Origin of the sequence: Streptomyces sp. NPDC050548 (assembly GCF_044457385.1) — a bacterium.
In the GTDB taxonomy this organism is placed as follows: Bacteria; Actinomycetota; Actinomycetes; order Streptomycetales; family Streptomycetaceae; genus Streptomyces.
This window is the reverse complement of sequence record NZ_JBITGV010000001.1, coordinates 946,594-962,527: the sequence shown is the minus strand read 5'-3', so window position 1 is coordinate 962,527 and position 15,934 is coordinate 946,594. Positions and strand designations below refer to the sequence as shown.

The 15,934-nt window shown below is 63.1% G+C and carries 22 protein-coding genes, 1 tRNA gene and 1 pseudogene; 10 read left to right on the top strand and 14 right to left on the bottom strand.

Annotation, left to right across the window (positions count from 1 at the left end):
• Window positions 1–48 precede the first annotated feature (48 nt).
• The 6 genes from moaC to ACIBJH_RS04525 all read left to right on the top strand — a co-directional run bounded on the left by moaC (window position 49) and on the right by ACIBJH_RS04525 (window position 3,986).
• On the top strand, window positions 49–561 hold the full coding sequence (gene moaC / locus ACIBJH_RS04550; RefSeq protein WP_399115336.1) for a cyclic pyranopterin monophosphate synthase MoaC: 513 nt from the start codon (window positions 49–51) through the stop codon (window positions 559–561).
• Window positions 558–1,100 carry a molybdenum cofactor biosynthesis protein B gene (locus ACIBJH_RS04545; RefSeq protein WP_399115335.1) on the top strand — a complete coding sequence of 181 codons (543 nt, stop codon included), beginning with the start codon at window positions 558–560 and terminating at the stop codon, window positions 1,098–1,100. Before moaC ends, ACIBJH_RS04545 begins: the two co-directional genes overlap by 4 nt.
• A complete protein-coding gene (locus ACIBJH_RS04540) occupies window positions 1,097–1,735 on the top strand; it encodes a GNAT family N-acetyltransferase (protein WP_026178195.1) in 639 nt (212 codons plus the stop codon). Before ACIBJH_RS04545 ends, ACIBJH_RS04540 begins: the two co-directional genes overlap by 4 nt.
• A 216-nt stretch (window positions 1,736–1,951) precedes the next feature.
• Window positions 1,952–3,328: a gephyrin-like molybdotransferase receptor GlpR gene (glpR, locus tag ACIBJH_RS04535; RefSeq protein ID WP_399115334.1), complete on the top strand. Its 1,377-nt coding sequence runs from the start codon at window positions 1,952–1,954 to the stop codon at window positions 3,326–3,328.
• Window positions 3,329–3,389: 61 nt separating this feature from the next.
• Window positions 3,390–3,466: transfer RNA gene (locus ACIBJH_RS04530), tRNA-Ala, on the top strand.
• Between the two features lie 97 nt (window positions 3,467–3,563).
• Window positions 3,564–3,986 (top strand): hypothetical protein, encoded by a 423-nt coding sequence (locus ACIBJH_RS04525; RefSeq protein ID WP_399115333.1) that lies wholly within the window; start codon window positions 3,564–3,566, stop codon window positions 3,984–3,986.
• A 108-nt stretch (window positions 3,987–4,094) separates the two neighbouring features.
• Here ACIBJH_RS04525 and ACIBJH_RS04520 read toward each other — a convergent pair.
• The 11 genes and pseudogenes from ACIBJH_RS04520 to ACIBJH_RS04470 all read right to left on the bottom strand — a co-directional run.
• A pseudogene (locus tag ACIBJH_RS04520) lies at window positions 4,095–5,024 on the bottom strand (recombinase family protein); the annotation flags it as partial.
• Window positions 5,025–5,166: 142 nt separating this feature from the next.
• A complete protein-coding gene (locus ACIBJH_RS04515; RefSeq protein WP_399115332.1) occupies window positions 5,167–5,811 on the bottom strand; it encodes an ImmA/IrrE family metallo-endopeptidase in 645 nt (214 codons plus the stop codon).
• A complete protein-coding gene (locus ACIBJH_RS04510) occupies window positions 5,771–6,169 on the bottom strand; it encodes a helix-turn-helix domain-containing protein (protein WP_399115330.1) in 399 nt (132 codons plus the stop codon). The genes ACIBJH_RS04515 and ACIBJH_RS04510 overlap by 41 nt, the downstream gene beginning before the upstream one ends.
• 72 nt (window positions 6,170–6,241) lie before the next feature.
• Window positions 6,242–7,051 (bottom strand): replication-relaxation family protein, encoded by an 810-nt coding sequence (locus ACIBJH_RS04505; RefSeq protein WP_399115329.1) that lies wholly within the window; start codon window positions 7,049–7,051, stop codon window positions 6,242–6,244.
• 130 nt (window positions 7,052–7,181) lie between these two features.
• The gene (locus ACIBJH_RS04500) at window positions 7,182–9,467 is read right to left on the bottom strand and encodes a type IV secretory system conjugative DNA transfer family protein (RefSeq protein WP_399115328.1); all 2,286 of its coding nucleotides are present in this window, start codon (window positions 9,465–9,467) and stop codon (window positions 7,182–7,184) included.
• Window positions 9,464–9,619, bottom strand: a complete 156-nt coding sequence (locus tag ACIBJH_RS04495) for a hypothetical protein (RefSeq protein ID WP_399115327.1) — start codon at window positions 9,617–9,619, stop codon at window positions 9,464–9,466. Before ACIBJH_RS04495 ends, ACIBJH_RS04500 begins: the two co-directional genes overlap by 4 nt.
• Before the next feature lie 134 nt (window positions 9,620–9,753).
• On the bottom strand, window positions 9,754–10,308 hold the full coding sequence (locus ACIBJH_RS04490) for a SpdA protein (RefSeq protein ID WP_399115326.1): 555 nt from the start codon (window positions 10,306–10,308) through the stop codon (window positions 9,754–9,756).
• A gap of 36 nt (window positions 10,309–10,344) precedes the next feature.
• Window positions 10,345–10,521: a hypothetical protein gene (locus ACIBJH_RS04485; RefSeq protein ID WP_399115325.1), complete on the bottom strand. Its 177-nt coding sequence runs from the start codon at window positions 10,519–10,521 to the stop codon at window positions 10,345–10,347.
• Window positions 10,518–10,733, bottom strand: a complete 216-nt coding sequence (locus tag ACIBJH_RS04480; protein WP_399115324.1) for a hypothetical protein — start codon at window positions 10,731–10,733, stop codon at window positions 10,518–10,520. The genes ACIBJH_RS04485 and ACIBJH_RS04480 overlap by 4 nt, the downstream gene beginning before the upstream one ends.
• Window positions 10,734–10,735: 2 nt before the next feature.
• Complete coding sequence (locus tag ACIBJH_RS04475; RefSeq protein WP_399115323.1) at window positions 10,736–10,879, bottom strand: hypothetical protein; 144 nt, start codon at window positions 10,877–10,879, stop codon at window positions 10,736–10,738.
• Complete coding sequence (locus ACIBJH_RS04470) at window positions 10,876–11,034, bottom strand: hypothetical protein (protein WP_399115322.1); 159 nt, start codon at window positions 11,032–11,034, stop codon at window positions 10,876–10,878. The genes ACIBJH_RS04475 and ACIBJH_RS04470 overlap by 4 nt, the downstream gene beginning before the upstream one ends.
• Before the next feature lie 505 nt (window positions 11,035–11,539).
• Between ACIBJH_RS04470 and ACIBJH_RS04465 the strand changes: the two genes are divergently transcribed.
• A complete protein-coding gene (locus ACIBJH_RS04465; protein WP_399115321.1) occupies window positions 11,540–12,139 on the top strand; it encodes a hypothetical protein in 600 nt (199 codons plus the stop codon).
• Between the two features lie 77 nt (window positions 12,140–12,216).
• On the opposite strand, the gene ACIBJH_RS04460 is transcribed toward ACIBJH_RS04465, so the two are convergent.
• Together ACIBJH_RS04460 and ACIBJH_RS04455 are read right to left on the bottom strand one after the other, a co-directional pair.
• Window positions 12,217–12,420 (bottom strand): DUF397 domain-containing protein, encoded by a 204-nt coding sequence (locus tag ACIBJH_RS04460; RefSeq protein WP_399115319.1) that lies wholly within the window; start codon window positions 12,418–12,420, stop codon window positions 12,217–12,219.
• The gene (locus ACIBJH_RS04455; protein ID WP_399115318.1) at window positions 12,417–13,286 is read right to left on the bottom strand and encodes a helix-turn-helix domain-containing protein; all 870 of its coding nucleotides are present in this window, start codon (window positions 13,284–13,286) and stop codon (window positions 12,417–12,419) included. Before ACIBJH_RS04455 ends, ACIBJH_RS04460 begins: the two co-directional genes overlap by 4 nt.
• 225 nt (window positions 13,287–13,511) lie before the next feature.
• On the opposite strand from ACIBJH_RS04455, the gene ACIBJH_RS04450 reads away from it, so the two are divergent.
• The 3 genes from ACIBJH_RS04450 to ACIBJH_RS04440 all read left to right on the top strand — a co-directional run bounded on the left by ACIBJH_RS04450 (window position 13,512) and on the right by ACIBJH_RS04440 (window position 15,275).
• Window positions 13,512–14,084, top strand: a complete 573-nt coding sequence (locus ACIBJH_RS04450; RefSeq protein WP_399115317.1) for an ATP-binding protein — start codon at window positions 13,512–13,514, stop codon at window positions 14,082–14,084.
• A gap of 613 nt (window positions 14,085–14,697) precedes the next feature.
• Window positions 14,698–15,045, top strand: a complete 348-nt coding sequence (locus ACIBJH_RS04445) for a hypothetical protein (protein WP_399115316.1) — start codon at window positions 14,698–14,700, stop codon at window positions 15,043–15,045.
• The gene (locus tag ACIBJH_RS04440) at window positions 15,042–15,275 is read left to right on the top strand and encodes a hypothetical protein (protein ID WP_399115315.1); all 234 of its coding nucleotides are present in this window, start codon (window positions 15,042–15,044) and stop codon (window positions 15,273–15,275) included. Before ACIBJH_RS04445 ends, ACIBJH_RS04440 begins: the two co-directional genes overlap by 4 nt.
• A gap of 181 nt (window positions 15,276–15,456) precedes the next feature.
• Here the strand turns inward: ACIBJH_RS04440 and ACIBJH_RS04435 are convergent, their stop codons facing one another.
• On the bottom strand, window positions 15,457–15,726 hold the full coding sequence (locus ACIBJH_RS04435) for a hypothetical protein (RefSeq protein ID WP_399115314.1): 270 nt from the start codon (window positions 15,724–15,726) through the stop codon (window positions 15,457–15,459).
• Window positions 15,727–15,934: the final 208 nt, after the last annotated feature.

Sequence of the window (15,934 nt, the reverse complement as noted above, 5' to 3'; positions counted from 1 at the left end):
CGGTACCGTGTCGCGCACAACACGCCCGGACCGGGAGCGCCACACAGCATGACTGAGCCTTTCCGGGGGGACACCCCCGGACCCCTTGAGCAGGACCGCCTCACGCACATCGACGACGCGGGCGCCGCCCGGATGGTCGACGTGTCCGGCAAGGACGTGACCGCGCGCACCGCCACCGCCACCGGACGCGTCCTCGTCTCGCCCCGCGTGGTCGAACTCCTGCGCGGCGAGGGAGTCCCCAAGGGCGACGCCCTGGCCACCGCGCGCATCGCGGGGATCATGGGCGCCAAACGCACTCCCGATCTGATCCCGCTCTGTCACCCGTTGTCGGTGTCGGGTGTGAAACTGGACCTGTCGGTCACGGACGACGCCGTACGGATCCGGGCCACCGTGAAGACGACGGACCGCACGGGCGTCGAGATGGAGGCCCTCACCGCGGTCTCCGTCGCCGCGCTCACCGTGATCGACATGGTCAAGGCGGTCGACAAGGGAGCGGTCATCACGGACGTACGCGTGGAGGAGAAGACGGGCGGCAAGTCGGGGGACTGGAGCCGGACATGAGTCCCGACGATTCGGCCGGCGGCGCGCTGCCCGCGCCGTACCGGGCACTGGTGGTCACCGCCTCCAACCGCGCCGCCTCCGGGGTCTACGAGGACAGGGGCGGTCCCTTGATCGCCGCAGGCCTCAAGGACTTCGGCTTCGCGGTCGAGGGCCCCCAGGTGGTCCCCGACGGCGACCCGGTGGAGGCCGCCCTGCGCGCCGCCGTAGCGGCCGGGTACGACGCCGTCGTCACCACCGGCGGCACCGGCGTCTCGCCTACCGACCGCACCCCGGAGGCCACCCGCGCGGTGATCGACTACGAGGTGCCGGGCATCGCCGAGGCCATCCGCGCGTTCGGCCGGGAGAAGGTGCCGACCTCGGCGCTCTCCCGTGGCCTGGCCGGAGTCGCCGGGCGCACACTCATCGTCAACCTGCCGGGTTCCACCGGCGGGGTGAAGGACGGCCTCGCCGTCCTGGAACCCCTGCTGGCGCACGCCGTCGACCAGATCCGAGGCGGCGATCACCCCAGACCCGCCGACACCAGTGGGGGTGCGAGCTGAACAGCCCATCCTGGCCCGCCGTACTGGCGGACGGCGACATCGTCCTGAGGCCGATAAAACTCCGCGACCAGCGGGACTGGCGCGAGGTCAACCGGCGCAACCGGGACTGGCTGCGCCCCTGGGAGGCGACCATTCCGCCGCCCACGCCCAGCGGACCGATCGCGCACCGGCCGACCTACCGCCAGATGGTCAGACACCTGCGCTCCGAGGCGAACGCGGGCCGGATGCTGCCGTTCGTCATCGAGTACCAGGGGCGCCTGGTCGGGCAGTTGACGGTCGCCGGGATCACCTGGGGCTCCATGTGCTCGGGCCACATCGGCTACTGGGTGGACGAGTCGGTGGCCGGGCGCGGAGTGATGCCGACGTCCGTGGCACTCGTCGTCGACCACTGTTTCCGGGCCGTGGGACTGCACCGCATCGAGGTCTGCATTCGCCCGGAGAACGGCCCCAGCCGACGGGTCGTCGAGAAACTCGGATTCCGGGAGGAGGGGCTCAGGCCCCGTTATCTCCACATCGACGGCGCCTGGCGCGACCATCTCGTCTTCGCGCTCACCGCGGAAGAGGTCCCCGAAGGGTTGCTGGCCCGCTGGCAGCGGGCACGCTCCCGGAGCACACCGCACGACAATCCGGCGTAACGGGGAGCCTGTTGGGCCCGGAAGCCCGGATCTCCGGAAATGGAATAAGTGTTCGAAAGTGATCGGCTGATGACCGCCTTGGGGCAATGAATTCGCCAACTCCGCGGCCTGTTGATCGCATCGGTCACAAAAAAAGCTCGAAATATCAGCCAGATCGTGCGACACACCGGCTCAATTGGCAGATGGCCTCACGCAAACCCCTCTACCGTGTGAGGCGTGAGCAGCAGCGGCCTCATCTACGCAGTCATTGTCGGGGCCTGGGCCGCCTACTTGGTGCCGATGTGGCTCCGTAGGCAGGACGAGCTGAACGAGGCCCGTCCGACGGAACGCTTCAGCACCGCCATCCGGCTGCTGTCCGGACGGGCGGGAATGGAGCGCCGGTACGCCAAGGACCTGCGGGCGCGCTCCACCGAGGAGGGGGAGCCCAGCGCCGTCGTGCCGGACGCCGTCACCGACTCGGTGGACGTCCGGGCCTTCGCCATGCCCCCGACCCGTCCCCAGGTGCACGCACAGGTCCGCCGACCGGGCCCGGACCGGTCGGAAGCGACGCGGGAACCGGAGCGCGAAGCGGCCCGCGAGTCGGCGCGCGAACCCGCGCGTGAGCCGGGTCGCGAACCGGCGCGCGACCAGACCCGCGAGCAAGCCCGGGGTCAGGTCCGTGACCAGGCCCGGGACCAGACTCGCGACCAGGCGGCCAACCCGGCACCCCAACAAGCCTCCGTCCCCGCCCCTTCCTCCGCCAAGGCGTCCAAGTCCGCGCCCAAGTCGGCCCCCGCGTCCGCCCGTAGGCGCGTCCCGGTCGGGCGGCGTACGCCCGCCGAGGAGGCCGCCGCGGCGCGCGCCCGGCGGGTGAAGGTGCTCGCGCGCCGTCGACGTACCACCGTGATGCTCTTCCTCGCCTTCACGCTCGGCGCGATCGTCGCGGCGGTCGGCGGGCTCTCCCTCCTCTGGGCGCCCGGTGTGCCGGCGGTACTGCTCAGCGGGTACATCGCCTACCTGCGCTCCCAGGAACGCAGCCGCTTCGCCTACCAGATGGACCGCCGCCAGGCCGAGGCCGCGGCGCAGCGACTGCGGGAGCGTCAGCCGCGCCGGCGCGCGACCGTGGACGCCGGGATCGACGACGCCGAGGAGGGAACCGAACCGGAGACGGACCCCGGGATGTCCGCCCTCGCCGCCGACCGCCGTGCCCTCGTCGAACAGACCGACCACGCCGAGTGGGTCGACCAACAGCGCGAACGGCAGCGCCGGCCGGGCCAGGGCGACAGCTGGGACCCCGTACCGGTACCGCTGCCGACGTACGTCACCGCACCGGTCGCCCCCCGCGCCACCTCCGACGTGGACCTCGGGGCGCCCGACGCGTGGAGTTCCGCGCGCTCCAGCGCGGTGGCCCCGGAGCAGGAGGCGCAGCCGACGGCCCGGGACGAGGCCCGGGACGAGGAGGCGGAGGACCTGTCGGACGACGACAGGGCGACGCCGGACGGCCGCACCGACGCCCGCCGCGCCGCCTCCGCCCGCCGGGCCCGTGAGCGGGGGCGTACCCCCCTGTTCGACCAGTACGAGGACGGCGAGCGGCCCCGCGCGGCCAACGAGTGACCAGGCAAGGAACGGATTTCCAAGCACCCTGAGGGGGATGCTAGAGTTTCACTCGTTGCAAGGGCCTGTGGCGCAGTCTGGTAGCGCACCTCGTTCGCATCGAGGGGGTCTGGGGTTCAAATCCCCACAGGTCCACCATTGCCGCCCTACTCCAACCCTGACCCGCAAAGGTCGGGGCGAGTAGGGCGGCTTTGTTGGTTCCGGCGCTCGTGCGACCCTCGGCGACCTTGGCAGCGTGGTAGCTGCGGTGGTTGTCCATGAGAGCAGCGAACGGCTCGTGAGCCTGAGCCCGAGCGATCTTGTCGCCGTCCACGTAGAGCCGCGAGAACAGCGAGCGGTTCAAGAGCGTACGCACAGCTTCCCCAGACCCCTTGTAGAGGCGTCCGGGGTCGTCCAGGAGCGCCAGTGCTGCCGTGACGACGTCCGGCCCTGTGGATGCCCGCTCGTCGGCTCGCTCCAACGTGGCTGTGATCCGGCGTACTTCATCCCGGATGGCATCGAGCTTGGCCCGCAGCTTGTCTTTGGGCCACTCCTCTTCGGCAGCAAGATCAAGGTAGTAGTCCTCTTTGCGGTCGAGGACCGTCAGATGCTTGCCGTACTCGGCTCGAACGTCCTCAGACAGCGTCGAGTCGCTTGTGAGCGCTTCCTGTACCGCTGACATGACCTCTGTACGGAAGTCTGCGGAGAGCGCGACCGAAGACCCGTAGTAGCGCTCTACAGCGTCTTCCATGACTTCCACCGGTACGTACGGCATGTCACAGACGTTCTCCTGCCGCCCTCGGCAGAAGAAGTAGAAGTAGACGCCCCCATGCCGTCCCTCGGCCCGCGTGAGCACGAAGCGATGGTCACAACGGCCGCACCACAGAAGCCCCTTGAGGTAGTGGTGATGTGTCCGGTGCCGGACATGGTTCTCGCCGTTGGCGTCCAAGACCCGCTGCACCTGATCGAACAGCTGGGGCTCAACGAGCGCCGCATGCCGGCCGAGGTACTCGATGCCTTCGTGCTCAACGAAGCCCAGGTAATACCTATCGCGCAGGAGCTTGCGAAGCTGTTGCGTCGAAATTTGCTTGCCGCTTGGCATCCGAAGACCCGCATCGGTCAGCTTGGTCTGTAGCGTTTCCAACGTTTCGCGTCCGGTCGCCATGAGCCTGAACGCCATGGGTATGTACTTCTTACGCTCGCGATCTACTTCCACGGTGCGAATCTCGCGACCGTCCACCCGCTTGCGTACATTGAGATACCCGACCGGCGCTTTGCCGATGGTGCCACCATTGCGAGCCTTGTTGGCCATCTTGGCTTTGATGTCTTCGCCGCTTTGGCGAACCATCCACCAGTTGAAAACGTCCGTCAACGCTTCCATAACCTCGCCGGTTAGACCCTCGCCGAAGTTTTCGCGAGCCGACAGAAGATCAACACCGATAGCGGCAAGTTGCTGCTTCGTATTGCCAGCGTCGATGTAGTTACGGAAGACGCGCGCTCGGTTGTAATAGATCACCGCGTCAATGTCGCCGTCCTCATGGAGGAAGGTGAGCATCTTGCGAAATTCCGGCCGCTTCTCGATCGTCTGAGCCGAGTTACCAGGCTCAATAAAAACCTTGACAACGATAGCGCCGAGCTTGCGTGCGAACGCACGACACCATTTGTCTTGCGTGTTGATCGAGTTGCCATCAGGGTCTACATCGCTGTCAGTGTCCATCTGGCGCTTGGAGGAAACGCGCAGGTAGAGGACGACACGCTTGGTGCGTCCGGCTGCTGCGTCACCTATCCGGGGGTTGCGGGTTGCAGCGCCCACGGGCTCACCACCACCTTTGGTTGATTAGTTAAAGTGCGAAAGTGGGCTATGCAGTACAGGGAGATATGGAAAACTCTGTCTCGTCTGTCAGCTCATAGCGCCGGTACCACGGCTTGCGCTCCTTGAAGCCAAGGCGAACAAGCCGGTAGTTCATGGCCTCACGGGAGACGTTGAAGATACGAGCCAATTGGGCTGTTTCCTGTGTCCCCTTAGACCACAGGTCTTTGAGGATTGGAAGTGGCATCAGGACTGAGGCGGCAAACTCGTTACAGATGGATTCGATCTGGCCTGCTTTGGTCGTCTTGTTGCCACCGCCCAGATAGGCGTGCAGGGTATCTTCGTCCCGCGCGTCGAGCAGATGCTTGAACTCGTGCAGCAGCGTGAAACGTTGTCGCACGACTGGTTCTGTCTTATTTATATGCAACTCCCCGTTCTCCCCGTGCGCCTTCGTGTAGCCGCTGACGTCCGGGTCTACTTCGTAGCTTGCGAAATGGTGTACCGGTGCAACCTTTTGCTCGATGAGCCATGCGGTATCAAACTCCGGTTCTGTCGCTCCAAGGAGTTGCCGGATTAGCCCCGCTTGCCGTCGGGCAAGGCTGAGCGACTCTCCGTATGAAAGTGGCCTCTTCGGGCTTGCCGACCTGATTACATCAATCAGCGTCCGCATCGTCTTTGTGTTCATCTTCTTCATGCTCGCCCCCTTTCTTCGCCCTTGTTGATATTTCGCCCTCAATAAGAGCGGCAAGTTTGTCCGCCTCATCGAACGAAACGCCAAGAGTGCGACGGAAGTAGGTCCGCATGTCTGGCAGTTCGCCCGACAATTTTACGCTGGACTTCCCTAGAATCTCCTGAACGTTTCCCGAAAAAACTTTCGCTATGCGTTCCAAGGTTTGCGTCGATGGGCTTTCAATCTCGCCCCGTTCTAGCTTGGCAAGGTAGCTGTGGCTAAGACCGGTTACTTTGGCGAGTGCTCGCACTGACGGATACTCGTACCGCTGGCGCAGTTCCTTGACGCGCTCTCCGAGGGCTTGCGCCTCTTCCTGATTCAATGTCTCCTCCTTCCTTCTCTCGATTATACGCGGGTGTGTCATTAGATGACACACCCTTTGACCTGCGCTAACTCACTCCCGTAGAACGAGCGCCAACAGTCGAGCAGCGTCCGCGAACAGCGCCGACCGGAACAGGTGACCAGCAGGCTCGGGCAAGTCGCCAATGAGCCGCTGTACGGCAGCCAGCCGGCCGGAATGTGGAACGGTGACAAGCACCCTTGGCGTAATTCCGTCCGGCCCCTCACCACCTGCGTGTGCGAAGTCAACGTATGCCAGCAGTTTTCGCCGAAGGGTTGGAATGCTTTCGGTCGCCCTGTCTACCTCAATCGCCCAGGCATCTTCAACGCCGTTAAACTGCAAGAGTGTGTAGGCATCGGGTTTCAAGATGCCGCCGAGCCCGTTCGGGAACCATGATGCTGGTTCGGTTAGAAACTGCGGTAATGTGAAAGCGCCAGCCCGCTCCAATTCGACAAGTCGCACATAGAGTTCCGACACGTCAAGGCTATGCAGCAAAAACGCTTGCCCTGGAGTCCACGGCTTTCGAGCGCGTTCCGGCTGCTCTTGCTTTCCGCTCGCCAGGATAAAAGGCAAGGCTCGTTGGCCACCCGAGTCAAGGGTGTATATATGGCCCGAACTGCCCGACCGAACGCCCCCAATTTGCCGTTCCAATGTCGCCACAAAACCAATGGAAATCAGGCGAGAAAGGACATTGCGGCGCATTCTTTCTCGGGATTTTTGGGCAAGATCATGGAAGTGCAACCGTGTCATCTGCGACCCCGCCAAAATTCGCGTCCGCGCCAAATCCAAGATGATCGAACGATCACGAGCAGAGAGGCTTGCAGCTAGGCGCTCGACACGAGCGAGGGAGAGACGGGCCGTCATGACAGAACTCCGGGGGAGAGGTAGTGAGTCGTTGGCGCTACAGAGCCGCACAGCCGCTCTGACCTCGGGAGACATGAGCTGGCCATCGACGCGACCGGCTGGCCGACCGGTAGGGCGAACGGTGCACTGGTCATGCCTCACCCCTTCGAGTTCGCCGGCCAAGCTGGCGTCCCTCGTCACGGCTCCCAGTCCGTGTTTTGAACGCTGCTTCCACTACAGCTCGGGGTGTTCCGTAGCGTTCTCGACTGAGCGTCGAGATATCCGCCCCCGTACGCATGTCGGGTAGTGGCAGCGTGGCGCCAGTAACCGGTGCGAGCGTCTGTCCGCCGACCGATAGTCGAGCAGCGATCTCGTACGGTGCTGCATTCATCAGGTCTTCGGCGGTGAGCGGCGTAAAGCGGTTCGCGAGCGTCCGTGCGTCGTCGTAGTCGAGTTGGAAGACCACCTGACTGCGAGCGGTTCCCAGTACTGCTGTTTTCACTGCCTCGGGCAGTTGCCCCAAGTGCTGATTGGCGAGCACCACCCCGACGCCCAAGCCGCGCGCTTGGGCCAGCATGTCGGCTACGTCGAGCGGCAGTTTGAGCACGTCCTGAAACTCATCGAGGTACAGGAAGGCCGGACGCCGATGGTCGGCCGGGATTCCGGCCCGCGTTAGCGTGGCTTGCCACAGCGAGGCCACCAGCAGCGCCCCGAGGAGTTGTGCCGTCTCGGTGCCGAGCGTGCCCTTGGTTAGCTGTACGAGGAGGATTCGTCGTTTCCTGAACACGTCCGCTACGTTGATACCCACGGATTGCCCGAGCATCAGGCGGAGTGGAGTTCGAGTCAGGAAGCTTCTGAGCTTGTTGAGGCTCGGGCCAATGACGTTCAGCCGCTCGTTGTCACTCATCTGCTCATAGGCGTACCAGAACGACCGCACACTTTCCGGTACGGTGCGCTGTCCGGTAACCATGCGTCGGAACGTTGGGTTGGTCAGCAGCTCGGGAACCTCGGCCAGCGTGAATGCTGACCCGTCCGGCGCACTCGTGTGTGTCAACGTCAGCAGCGAATTACGGAGAACGTCACTGGTACGCGGGCCCCAACTGTCGTGCCACAGCGCCGACATGATGTGCACCACGTGGTCTACGACGAGTTCTTTTTGCGCCTCAGAGTGCAGCGACCCCAACAGGTTGAAGCCGACCGGTTTATCGTTGGACGCAGGGTCCAAGACGATGAGGTCATCGGCTCGTTCCTCGGGAAACCGCGCGAGGATATCCCCAACGAGGTCGCTTTTTGGGTCGATGAGCGCCAGGCCGTGGCCAGCAGCGATGTCTTGCAAAGCCATGTTGGCGATGAGCGTGGACTTGCCGACGCCCGTGGGACCGAGCAGGTACACGTGCCGCAGTCGGTCTTTGAGCGTCAGCGCGAGCGAACGCGACATGCCGGCGTAGTTCGTCTGAGCCAGCACAGTGCCCCGTGTCGGAACGCTTGGACTCGGAGCCAGTTGCCGCGAGGCACCGAGCGCCAGACCAGGCAGCGATATGCCGCCCAGCCGGAATCCCAGCAGTCCCGGCAGCTCACGGCTGTTGAGGACGAGTGGCCAACGAGTGAGGGGAAGCGCCCACGACTGCAAGCGGGTGCGCACGACTCCCGAAGGGAGCCAGCGCCGCACCAGCCGCACGCCCGGAGCGTTCAGGCTGTGCAGGGTGCCCCAGGTACGACCAAAGAGTTTGTGAGCCCGTTTGCGGCTGTTGGCAGTCACACCCAAACGCACGGTCACGTTGAGGAGAGGGACGTCTTGCTTGCGTCGTGCGGCTCGTATCGCCTCAGCGTCCTCGGGTAGTTCACCCTCTACGAGGTACGTCGACCACGAACCTTCTGTACCCCGTGGCGCTGCACTGTGGACGGGTGCCGGGGTTCCCACGGCCGTCATCACCACTTGGTACCGCACCAGCTCGTCACGCTTGAGCGGCTGGAGGCTGGCCAGTAGTGCGCTGCTCGCCATCTCGGCCCGACCGTCGAGCAGCGAACGGCTGACGCTCGTCACCTTTGCTTCGGCCGCCACAGTGGCCGGGGTGCGACTCGACAGGTACTCGGGCGCTGCATCGAGGCGGGCCCCCGGCAGTCCGGCCCGCATGAGTCCCATGAGCTTGCTGTGCAAGCTCTCCGGTACGACGACGTAGTGCCGGATGCCCTTGCGGTCGGCGACTACTTCCAGCGCGATGGGTGGATACGACAGCAGTGACCACTTGGGCGGTTGCGTGATACCGGCGATGATCTCCAGCCACCGCGTCACGTCGTCCGCCGATAGGTCAGCGGGCAAACGCAGTTGGTAGGCCGTCAGATGCTTGGCCCAGTGCCGAGCGTCGAGCCACCGGATGCCAAGCACAGCGGCGATCAGGGCCAGGCCGCCAACGAGGATGACTACGGCCAATGTCATCGGCCTACCTCGCTGTCAGGCTCGTCAGCCTGCTGCTCGTGCTTGGCATGCTCCAACTGCCGGACGAGCAGCACGATGGCTTGCAGGAACAGCCCTCGGTCTGCCTCCTTGCCCTGTTTCTCTCTGACGTTCAGACGCCATTGTTGTTCCATAACCCTCCTTCCTGAGCGTGTCATTTGTGACACGCCCCCTATTTGTCCTTATGCCGAGCCGCGCGCCGGCCGTCAACGATTTTGTGCGTGAGTCTCCAGCGAATCCCCAGCAGCGGAGCTGCTGAACAGAGGCGTCAGCGGCCAACACGAATGGTGCGCAGCAGCGCGCCGGCGACCTCGTTGGACACCTTCAGACCGGCCCGTAGGGCGTCCCGAGTAATCGGACGACCGTGCACACTGCGGTGCTCTGTGTCGAGTTGCACGGCCGCCTTGACCAACTCGGCTGATGGTTCCGAGTGTTTGCCCGGGACGACACCAGGACCGTCCGGGACGGTCTTATGGAGCGATGCCAACAATCGAGGTCCAACCTCGCTCCACCCGATGAGCAACAGCGGTGCGACCGCGTCAAAGCAAGCTCGTCCGTACTGCGCTGACAGAATCGGGTACGCCGTATTGAGCGCCAGCGTCACCAGCCCGCAGAACGCGAGCAAGAGACGCGGACCCACAAGCCGCCCCGTGGCGGCGTTGGCGCGCAGATATTGCATGGTGGCCAGTAGCGCCATGACCGACAGATCAACGGCCGGAGCAACAAGCGGTGCTATCCAGCCGGGTACGCCGAGCCGCACACCGAGTAGCCACCCGTTGCCGAAGCCGAAGACGAATGCCAACCCGGCAATGATGAACACCACTGCTGTGACTGCTCGTTGTATGCGTTCGGTCAATGGCTACCGTCGCCGCTGAAAGAAGAACAGGGCGACGAGACCCACCCCGATGAGCGAGAACGCCACGGGGACGAGGGGCGCGAGCAAGCTGTAGGCCAGTCGCGCCCCGTACGAGATGATCACGATGAGCGCGAGCGCGGTAAGCGCACGCCGGCCCCACCCTTCGGGGCTGCTGTTCATGCCGCTCGGTACTCCTCGAAGTCGGTGGAGTGCACGAACGGGTCACAGGCCGTGAGTTCGGCGAGCAGCCGGTGCCGGGCCCGTTCCTTCCGTGCGCGCTCCTCGTCGTATGTGGCCGTGAACGCCGCTTGGAACGAGTCCACGAGCACCGTGATGGTCTTGGACTTCAGCAGCTCCAGCGGGACGGCAACGGCCGTCTGGGTAGCGGTCATTGTTACTCCTTGTCCTTGATCTTGCGGGTGATGTACTCGATGGCCCCAGCCGCCTTGCGCTGGTGCCGGCTCCGCCACCACTGGCGTGCTCGGCCGCCGTAGTAGGCGATGGCCAGCAGTGCGAGAGCCTTGACGTCATGAATCACGTGCGCGCCTTGCGCAGCGCCTTGACCTTGTTCTCGACGGTCAACAGTCGGACGCCGTGCCGGCGGTGCTGGCTCTGAAGGGCCAGGAGCCGGAACCACATGCGGCACGCCATCAGCAGCTCGACGAGAGCCAGGAAAATGAGCAGTGCGATCAACGCAGCGCTCCTTTCGGGTTGTTGTCGCCGTGCCCTGGTGGGAGCGGCTGACGAGCACCACGTTGGAGCAACTGCGGCCAAAAAACCGTGCAGGAAACCGTGCATAGAGCCCCGGAGACCTGGGGAAACCGGCCAATATCGTTGTGGCTGAGAGAGTCGAGCGCGTCCGGGGGGACGAATGGGGGCAAGCGGTACACCAGAGGGCCCATGGTGGGAGGCGTGGTGGCCCGAGGAGCTGTGGCCCGAGGTCTCACTTACGCCCGAGGAACTGAAGAAGTTGGGCGAGGAAATAGGTAAGGTCCGGCAACGTGGCATCAGACGCGTTGACCTTGTGGCACCCCGGCAGCCTCGAAAAGAAACGCCAATTCTGGACTCTCTTGCTGATCTCTATGCCAGCTTGAAGAGCCTCGATAACGAGGACCGGCCTGTACGTCTCCGAGAACTGCTATGGCATGGCGTCAAGACATACGCGAATAGAAACGGAAAGGCTGACAGTGCCGCACTGGTGAGCGACCTGTTCTTTCCGCCAGACGACCCAAATAAGTTCGTTAGCCCTGGCGTCCTACTCGATAACGTCATCAAACGCATCGGCCACACTGGCAGTCGAAGCAGCTTCGATCGACTGAGGCGGCAGGAATTCGAGGAATTTGGAGCCTACCTTGTCGCGTTCGTCAATGCTGAGGCCGAGCAAGTTAACGAGCGCATCAAAGTGGACCGTGTACAGGAGAAGGCCGACAAGGAGCGTATAGAAGCCGAGCGCTTCAAGAAAGAAGCGAAGGAACAGAAGAAGCGAGCCAAGAAGGAACCTGCGAAAGGGCACGTGCAGACTGAGGAAGATGGCAAACGTGCATCAGGTAAGGCTCAGGAGTCGTCACGTCGAACGCCCGACGAGCGCAAACGGCGAATGCAACTGGCGCGAGAAAAGTTCATACGCCAGCAACAGCGACGGAAGGAGGAGCAGGCCAAGACCCGAAAGCGGAATCTCGTCATCTTTTGTGCGGTGTACGCACTTATTGCGACACTCGTCATAAGCTACGAAGTAGCCCCGGAGCACTTTCCCGCCTGGATGTCGTCGACCTCTTGGCCTAAGTGGTTAGGCGGCTAAATTCCTGGGTCAGTGAGGTAGGGGCCAAAAAAGAAGCCCCGCTAATGCGGGGCTTCAGCGGATGTGCTTGCTATCGACTACAGATCGAACTCCGATGCCTTGACGCCGACGACGAATGCGGCCCACTCGGCTGGCGTGAACATAAGTATGGGTCCGGGCTTGTCCTTGCTGTCACGGACGGCTCGGCCACCATCAGAGAGTGGGGCAACCTCCACGCAGTTGTCTTGCTGCCCGCTGGCGGAGGACTTGACGAAGGGGCCAACGATGGCGGGGGTGGTCATGGTTGCTTCCTCTGATCTGGTCTGCTGCGCATCTCCTCAATGACCTGATGGATGCGCGTAAGGGAGTCCGCAGGGCTCAAGGCACTGGCACGAAGGTTGTCGAAGGCGTCCGAGAACGCTTCGAGCTGTCCAGGCTGATCCATGAACAGCGTCCCGGTCAGATTGGCAACGCACGCGATGCTGGGGTTTGTCGGGAAGCCGAAGAGCACGAACGAGCTTTGTACGCCCGCGTGTGCGCCTGCCTCGAACGGTAGGACTTGGAGCGTGATGTTGCTGCGCTCAGTCAGCTTCGCCATGTGGTGCAACTGATCGAGCATGACGCTGTAGCCACCGACCACCTGTCTGATGGCACCCTCAGCCACGATGGCCCACAGCTTCGGCGGTGGTTCGTTGTCGAAGATGGTCTGTCGCTCCTGGCGCACCTTGATGAGCGAATCCACGTGGCCAGCGGGTAGTACCGCCGGCCCTGCCGTGATGATCTGTTCCATGTACGCCGGCGTCTGCATGAGCCCTGGAACGATCATGCCCTCAAAGGTACGGATGCTCGCTGCGGTGCCCTCCAGTGCGATGTAGTCGCGGTACTCCCGAGGCAAGGCGTCCTCGTAGGCGACCCACCACCCCTGAGACTTGGCGTCCTTGGCAGCCTCGATGAACGCGGCCACCTGTTCGTCATCGGTGATGCCGTACAGCCCCAGCATGGCCTTGAGGTCCGTGCGCGCTACGCGTACTTCCCCCTTCTCGATGCGGCTGACCTTGGCCTGTGAGAAGCCCAGCTCGTTGCCGACCTGTAGAGCAGTCAGCTGCGCCTTCTTGCGTAGTTGCCGCAGGTCGGAGCCTAGGCGGCGGCTCCTGATCGTCTGCCCCATCACACCCCTCGATTCAGGCTTGCTGCCAGTTTGCCCGCTCGCCATGCATGAGCGCCAGCAAGTGGATCTGCAAGTATGCAGATCGAGTACTTGCAGATCGGGAGTATGCAACGCTACCTTGAGTTCGCCGGTTACGAGTCGTCACGGCGAAAGGGCGACGCGTAACAACGCCTGTGGCGTGGGGCGTAGTTCTGCCTGCCCGCGTCATGCACCGAAAGGTGATCTGTGGTGCCGAACGACGTACAAACGTTCAGTTATCCATCCGTGGACGCATCGGTCTCGGATGCTCGAAAGGCAGTGCGGAAAGTCGTTAGTGGTTGGGGTCTCACGAGTGACCTTGCGGAGACTGCCGAACTGCTGACCAGCGAGCTCGTCACCAACGTCATCCTGCATGCGCAGGATAGCGCGACGTGTCGAGTGATCTGCGAGCTTTCCGCGAAGTCAGTCACCGTCACGGTGATCGACCACGGCCGAGGCATTCCGAAAATGCGTAGTAGCTCAGATACAGCTACGAGCGGACGTGGACTGTTTCTCGTGGACGCGTTAGCCCAGGACTGGGGCACTCGTTCGGTACTGCGTGGCAAGGCAACGTATTTCGTGCTGGACCTTCCTGAGCCGGCACCGCAAACCGACGACATAGCCACCAGGGAGACCGATGAGCGAAGCACCGGGCACAACACCGGGCTTGCGCATTCCACTAACTACCGTGGACTCCGGCCTGTACCTTCTGGCCTTCGGCCGTGGCGGCGAACGCCACGAGCTCGTTACCACTGCACAACTTATGACGCTCGTCGTTGAGGCTGCGAGAGAACTCGGCCTTGCGCTTTCAGCACCCCCGCGAAAGCTGTAGCGGCGAGCAGTAGCACCAAGCCCATGGCGACCGATTCGGGCTAAGGGTCGTGCACAACCACCATTCCCCTAAAACCTCTTTGGGAGCAGTCATGCCCAAACACAGACGGACAAGCCGTCCCCAGCGGCAAGTTCCCCCACGTCACATCCGGTCGTGGAACGCTCCGCAAGCCTTCTGGTGTGAGCTCGTTGCCTACCGGCCGGACGCGCCCGACAAGTTGTACCTCCTCGGTTCACGCGCGACAGCCTCACCGCGGCTTGCCATGCGCTGGCTCCGCTGGCGCGTGCTCTCGATGGCCTTGCAGTTATCTGCAGCCAATCGCGAGCAACTCGTGCTGTGGGCCGAGGACTTGCGGCAGTACGAGCACGGCATGGGCCGACTGGCCAGGGGTGAGGTCTGCGCACTGACGTGGCACGACACTGACGAGTTTGGAGAAACGTTGTGCTACCAACTCACCAGTCGGCCGATGAGAGCGAGTCCCTTACTGGGGCCGTACCGACTGAGTGAGGAGCGGCAGAGACGGCCCCCGCACGCGAACTCGCGCCTGATGCCGTGTGCGGCATGAGCGGCCTCTACCCGCGCGGACCAGCAGGCGGCATAGACGTGCGGTTTCAACAGGTGCCGTCCGGTGACGAGAGCTTGTCGGTCGTGGATGAGCGCGAACACGTGGAGACCCCTGGGCAGGCCATGCGATGGCTTCGCCGACGTGTCCGGGCGACAGCGGAAGTGCTTGAGGTGCCGGCACGCGAACCGCTGCACACGTGGCTTGCCGACGAGATCGAGCTACGCCGTGCCGTGAACGGCCTTGCCCGCAGCAGTAGTTACCTCATCGTCTGGCGCACGGAGCCCGTGGAACTCTTGGCGTGCGCCGAACCCGCATTATCTGCAAGGAGCTTTGATCCGGCATGAGCGATGGCCGCATGCGCTTCACCAACATGTCCCTCGGCAACGAGGAAGACAAAAGGCCGCTATACGCGGCTGAGTGTGTGCAGTGCCCGGAGAAGTCCGAACCTCACGAGGAGCAGGACAGCCCTGAGCTGTGGTGCCTATTGCATGCAGGTCGGACGCGTCACTTCGCGTTCCGAGGCATCGTGACCAACTTCTTCAAGGTGACGCCCGAGGAGGAGGTTGGGCAGTAGCGCAGACATACAAACGACCCTAGATTCACCGCGCGGCCGGTGGTGTTCCTAGGGTCGTTCTGCGTTCCCGGGCAGGGGAGGTGCACCGGGCGGCACCTCTCTGGGCAGTGTTTTAGTGAAAACGTGCTGTCAAAGCGCTCCAAAGAGGTGCCGCCCGGTGCTAATTAAACAGTGGACGGTACTACTCGCTGACTGGTATCGCCGTAATAGTCACGTCGGTGCCTTCAAAATTCTCAATAAAGACGATCTTGCGAACGCCGCCCGGGACCTTGTCGAAAGTCTCATGGACTACCACGCCGTCATCACTCGGTGGCGAGATGCGAAACGTGAAGCGACGGACCAGTTCCTCGCTTGGGTATTCGCCAAGCATGAGCCGGCCACTGCTGTTGGCTGGAACCGTAGTGGTCAGTTCGAGGTTAGTGGTTGGTGTTTGCTGCGACCCAGAGCTCATACATGATGCCCTCGTTTATGGTTGGTAGAAATTCACCCGTACGGTAAACACGGAGCGTGTTCACCGTACGATTGCTGCCACCCGAAATCCCTCAAAAGCGGGGGGGGGGGGGGGGGGGGGGTAAAAAATTTTTGTTTGAGAAAACCACACCCAAACTATAATGTGGGCCGGCCGCCGTAACAAAAAACAAAAGATGATATAATTGAAA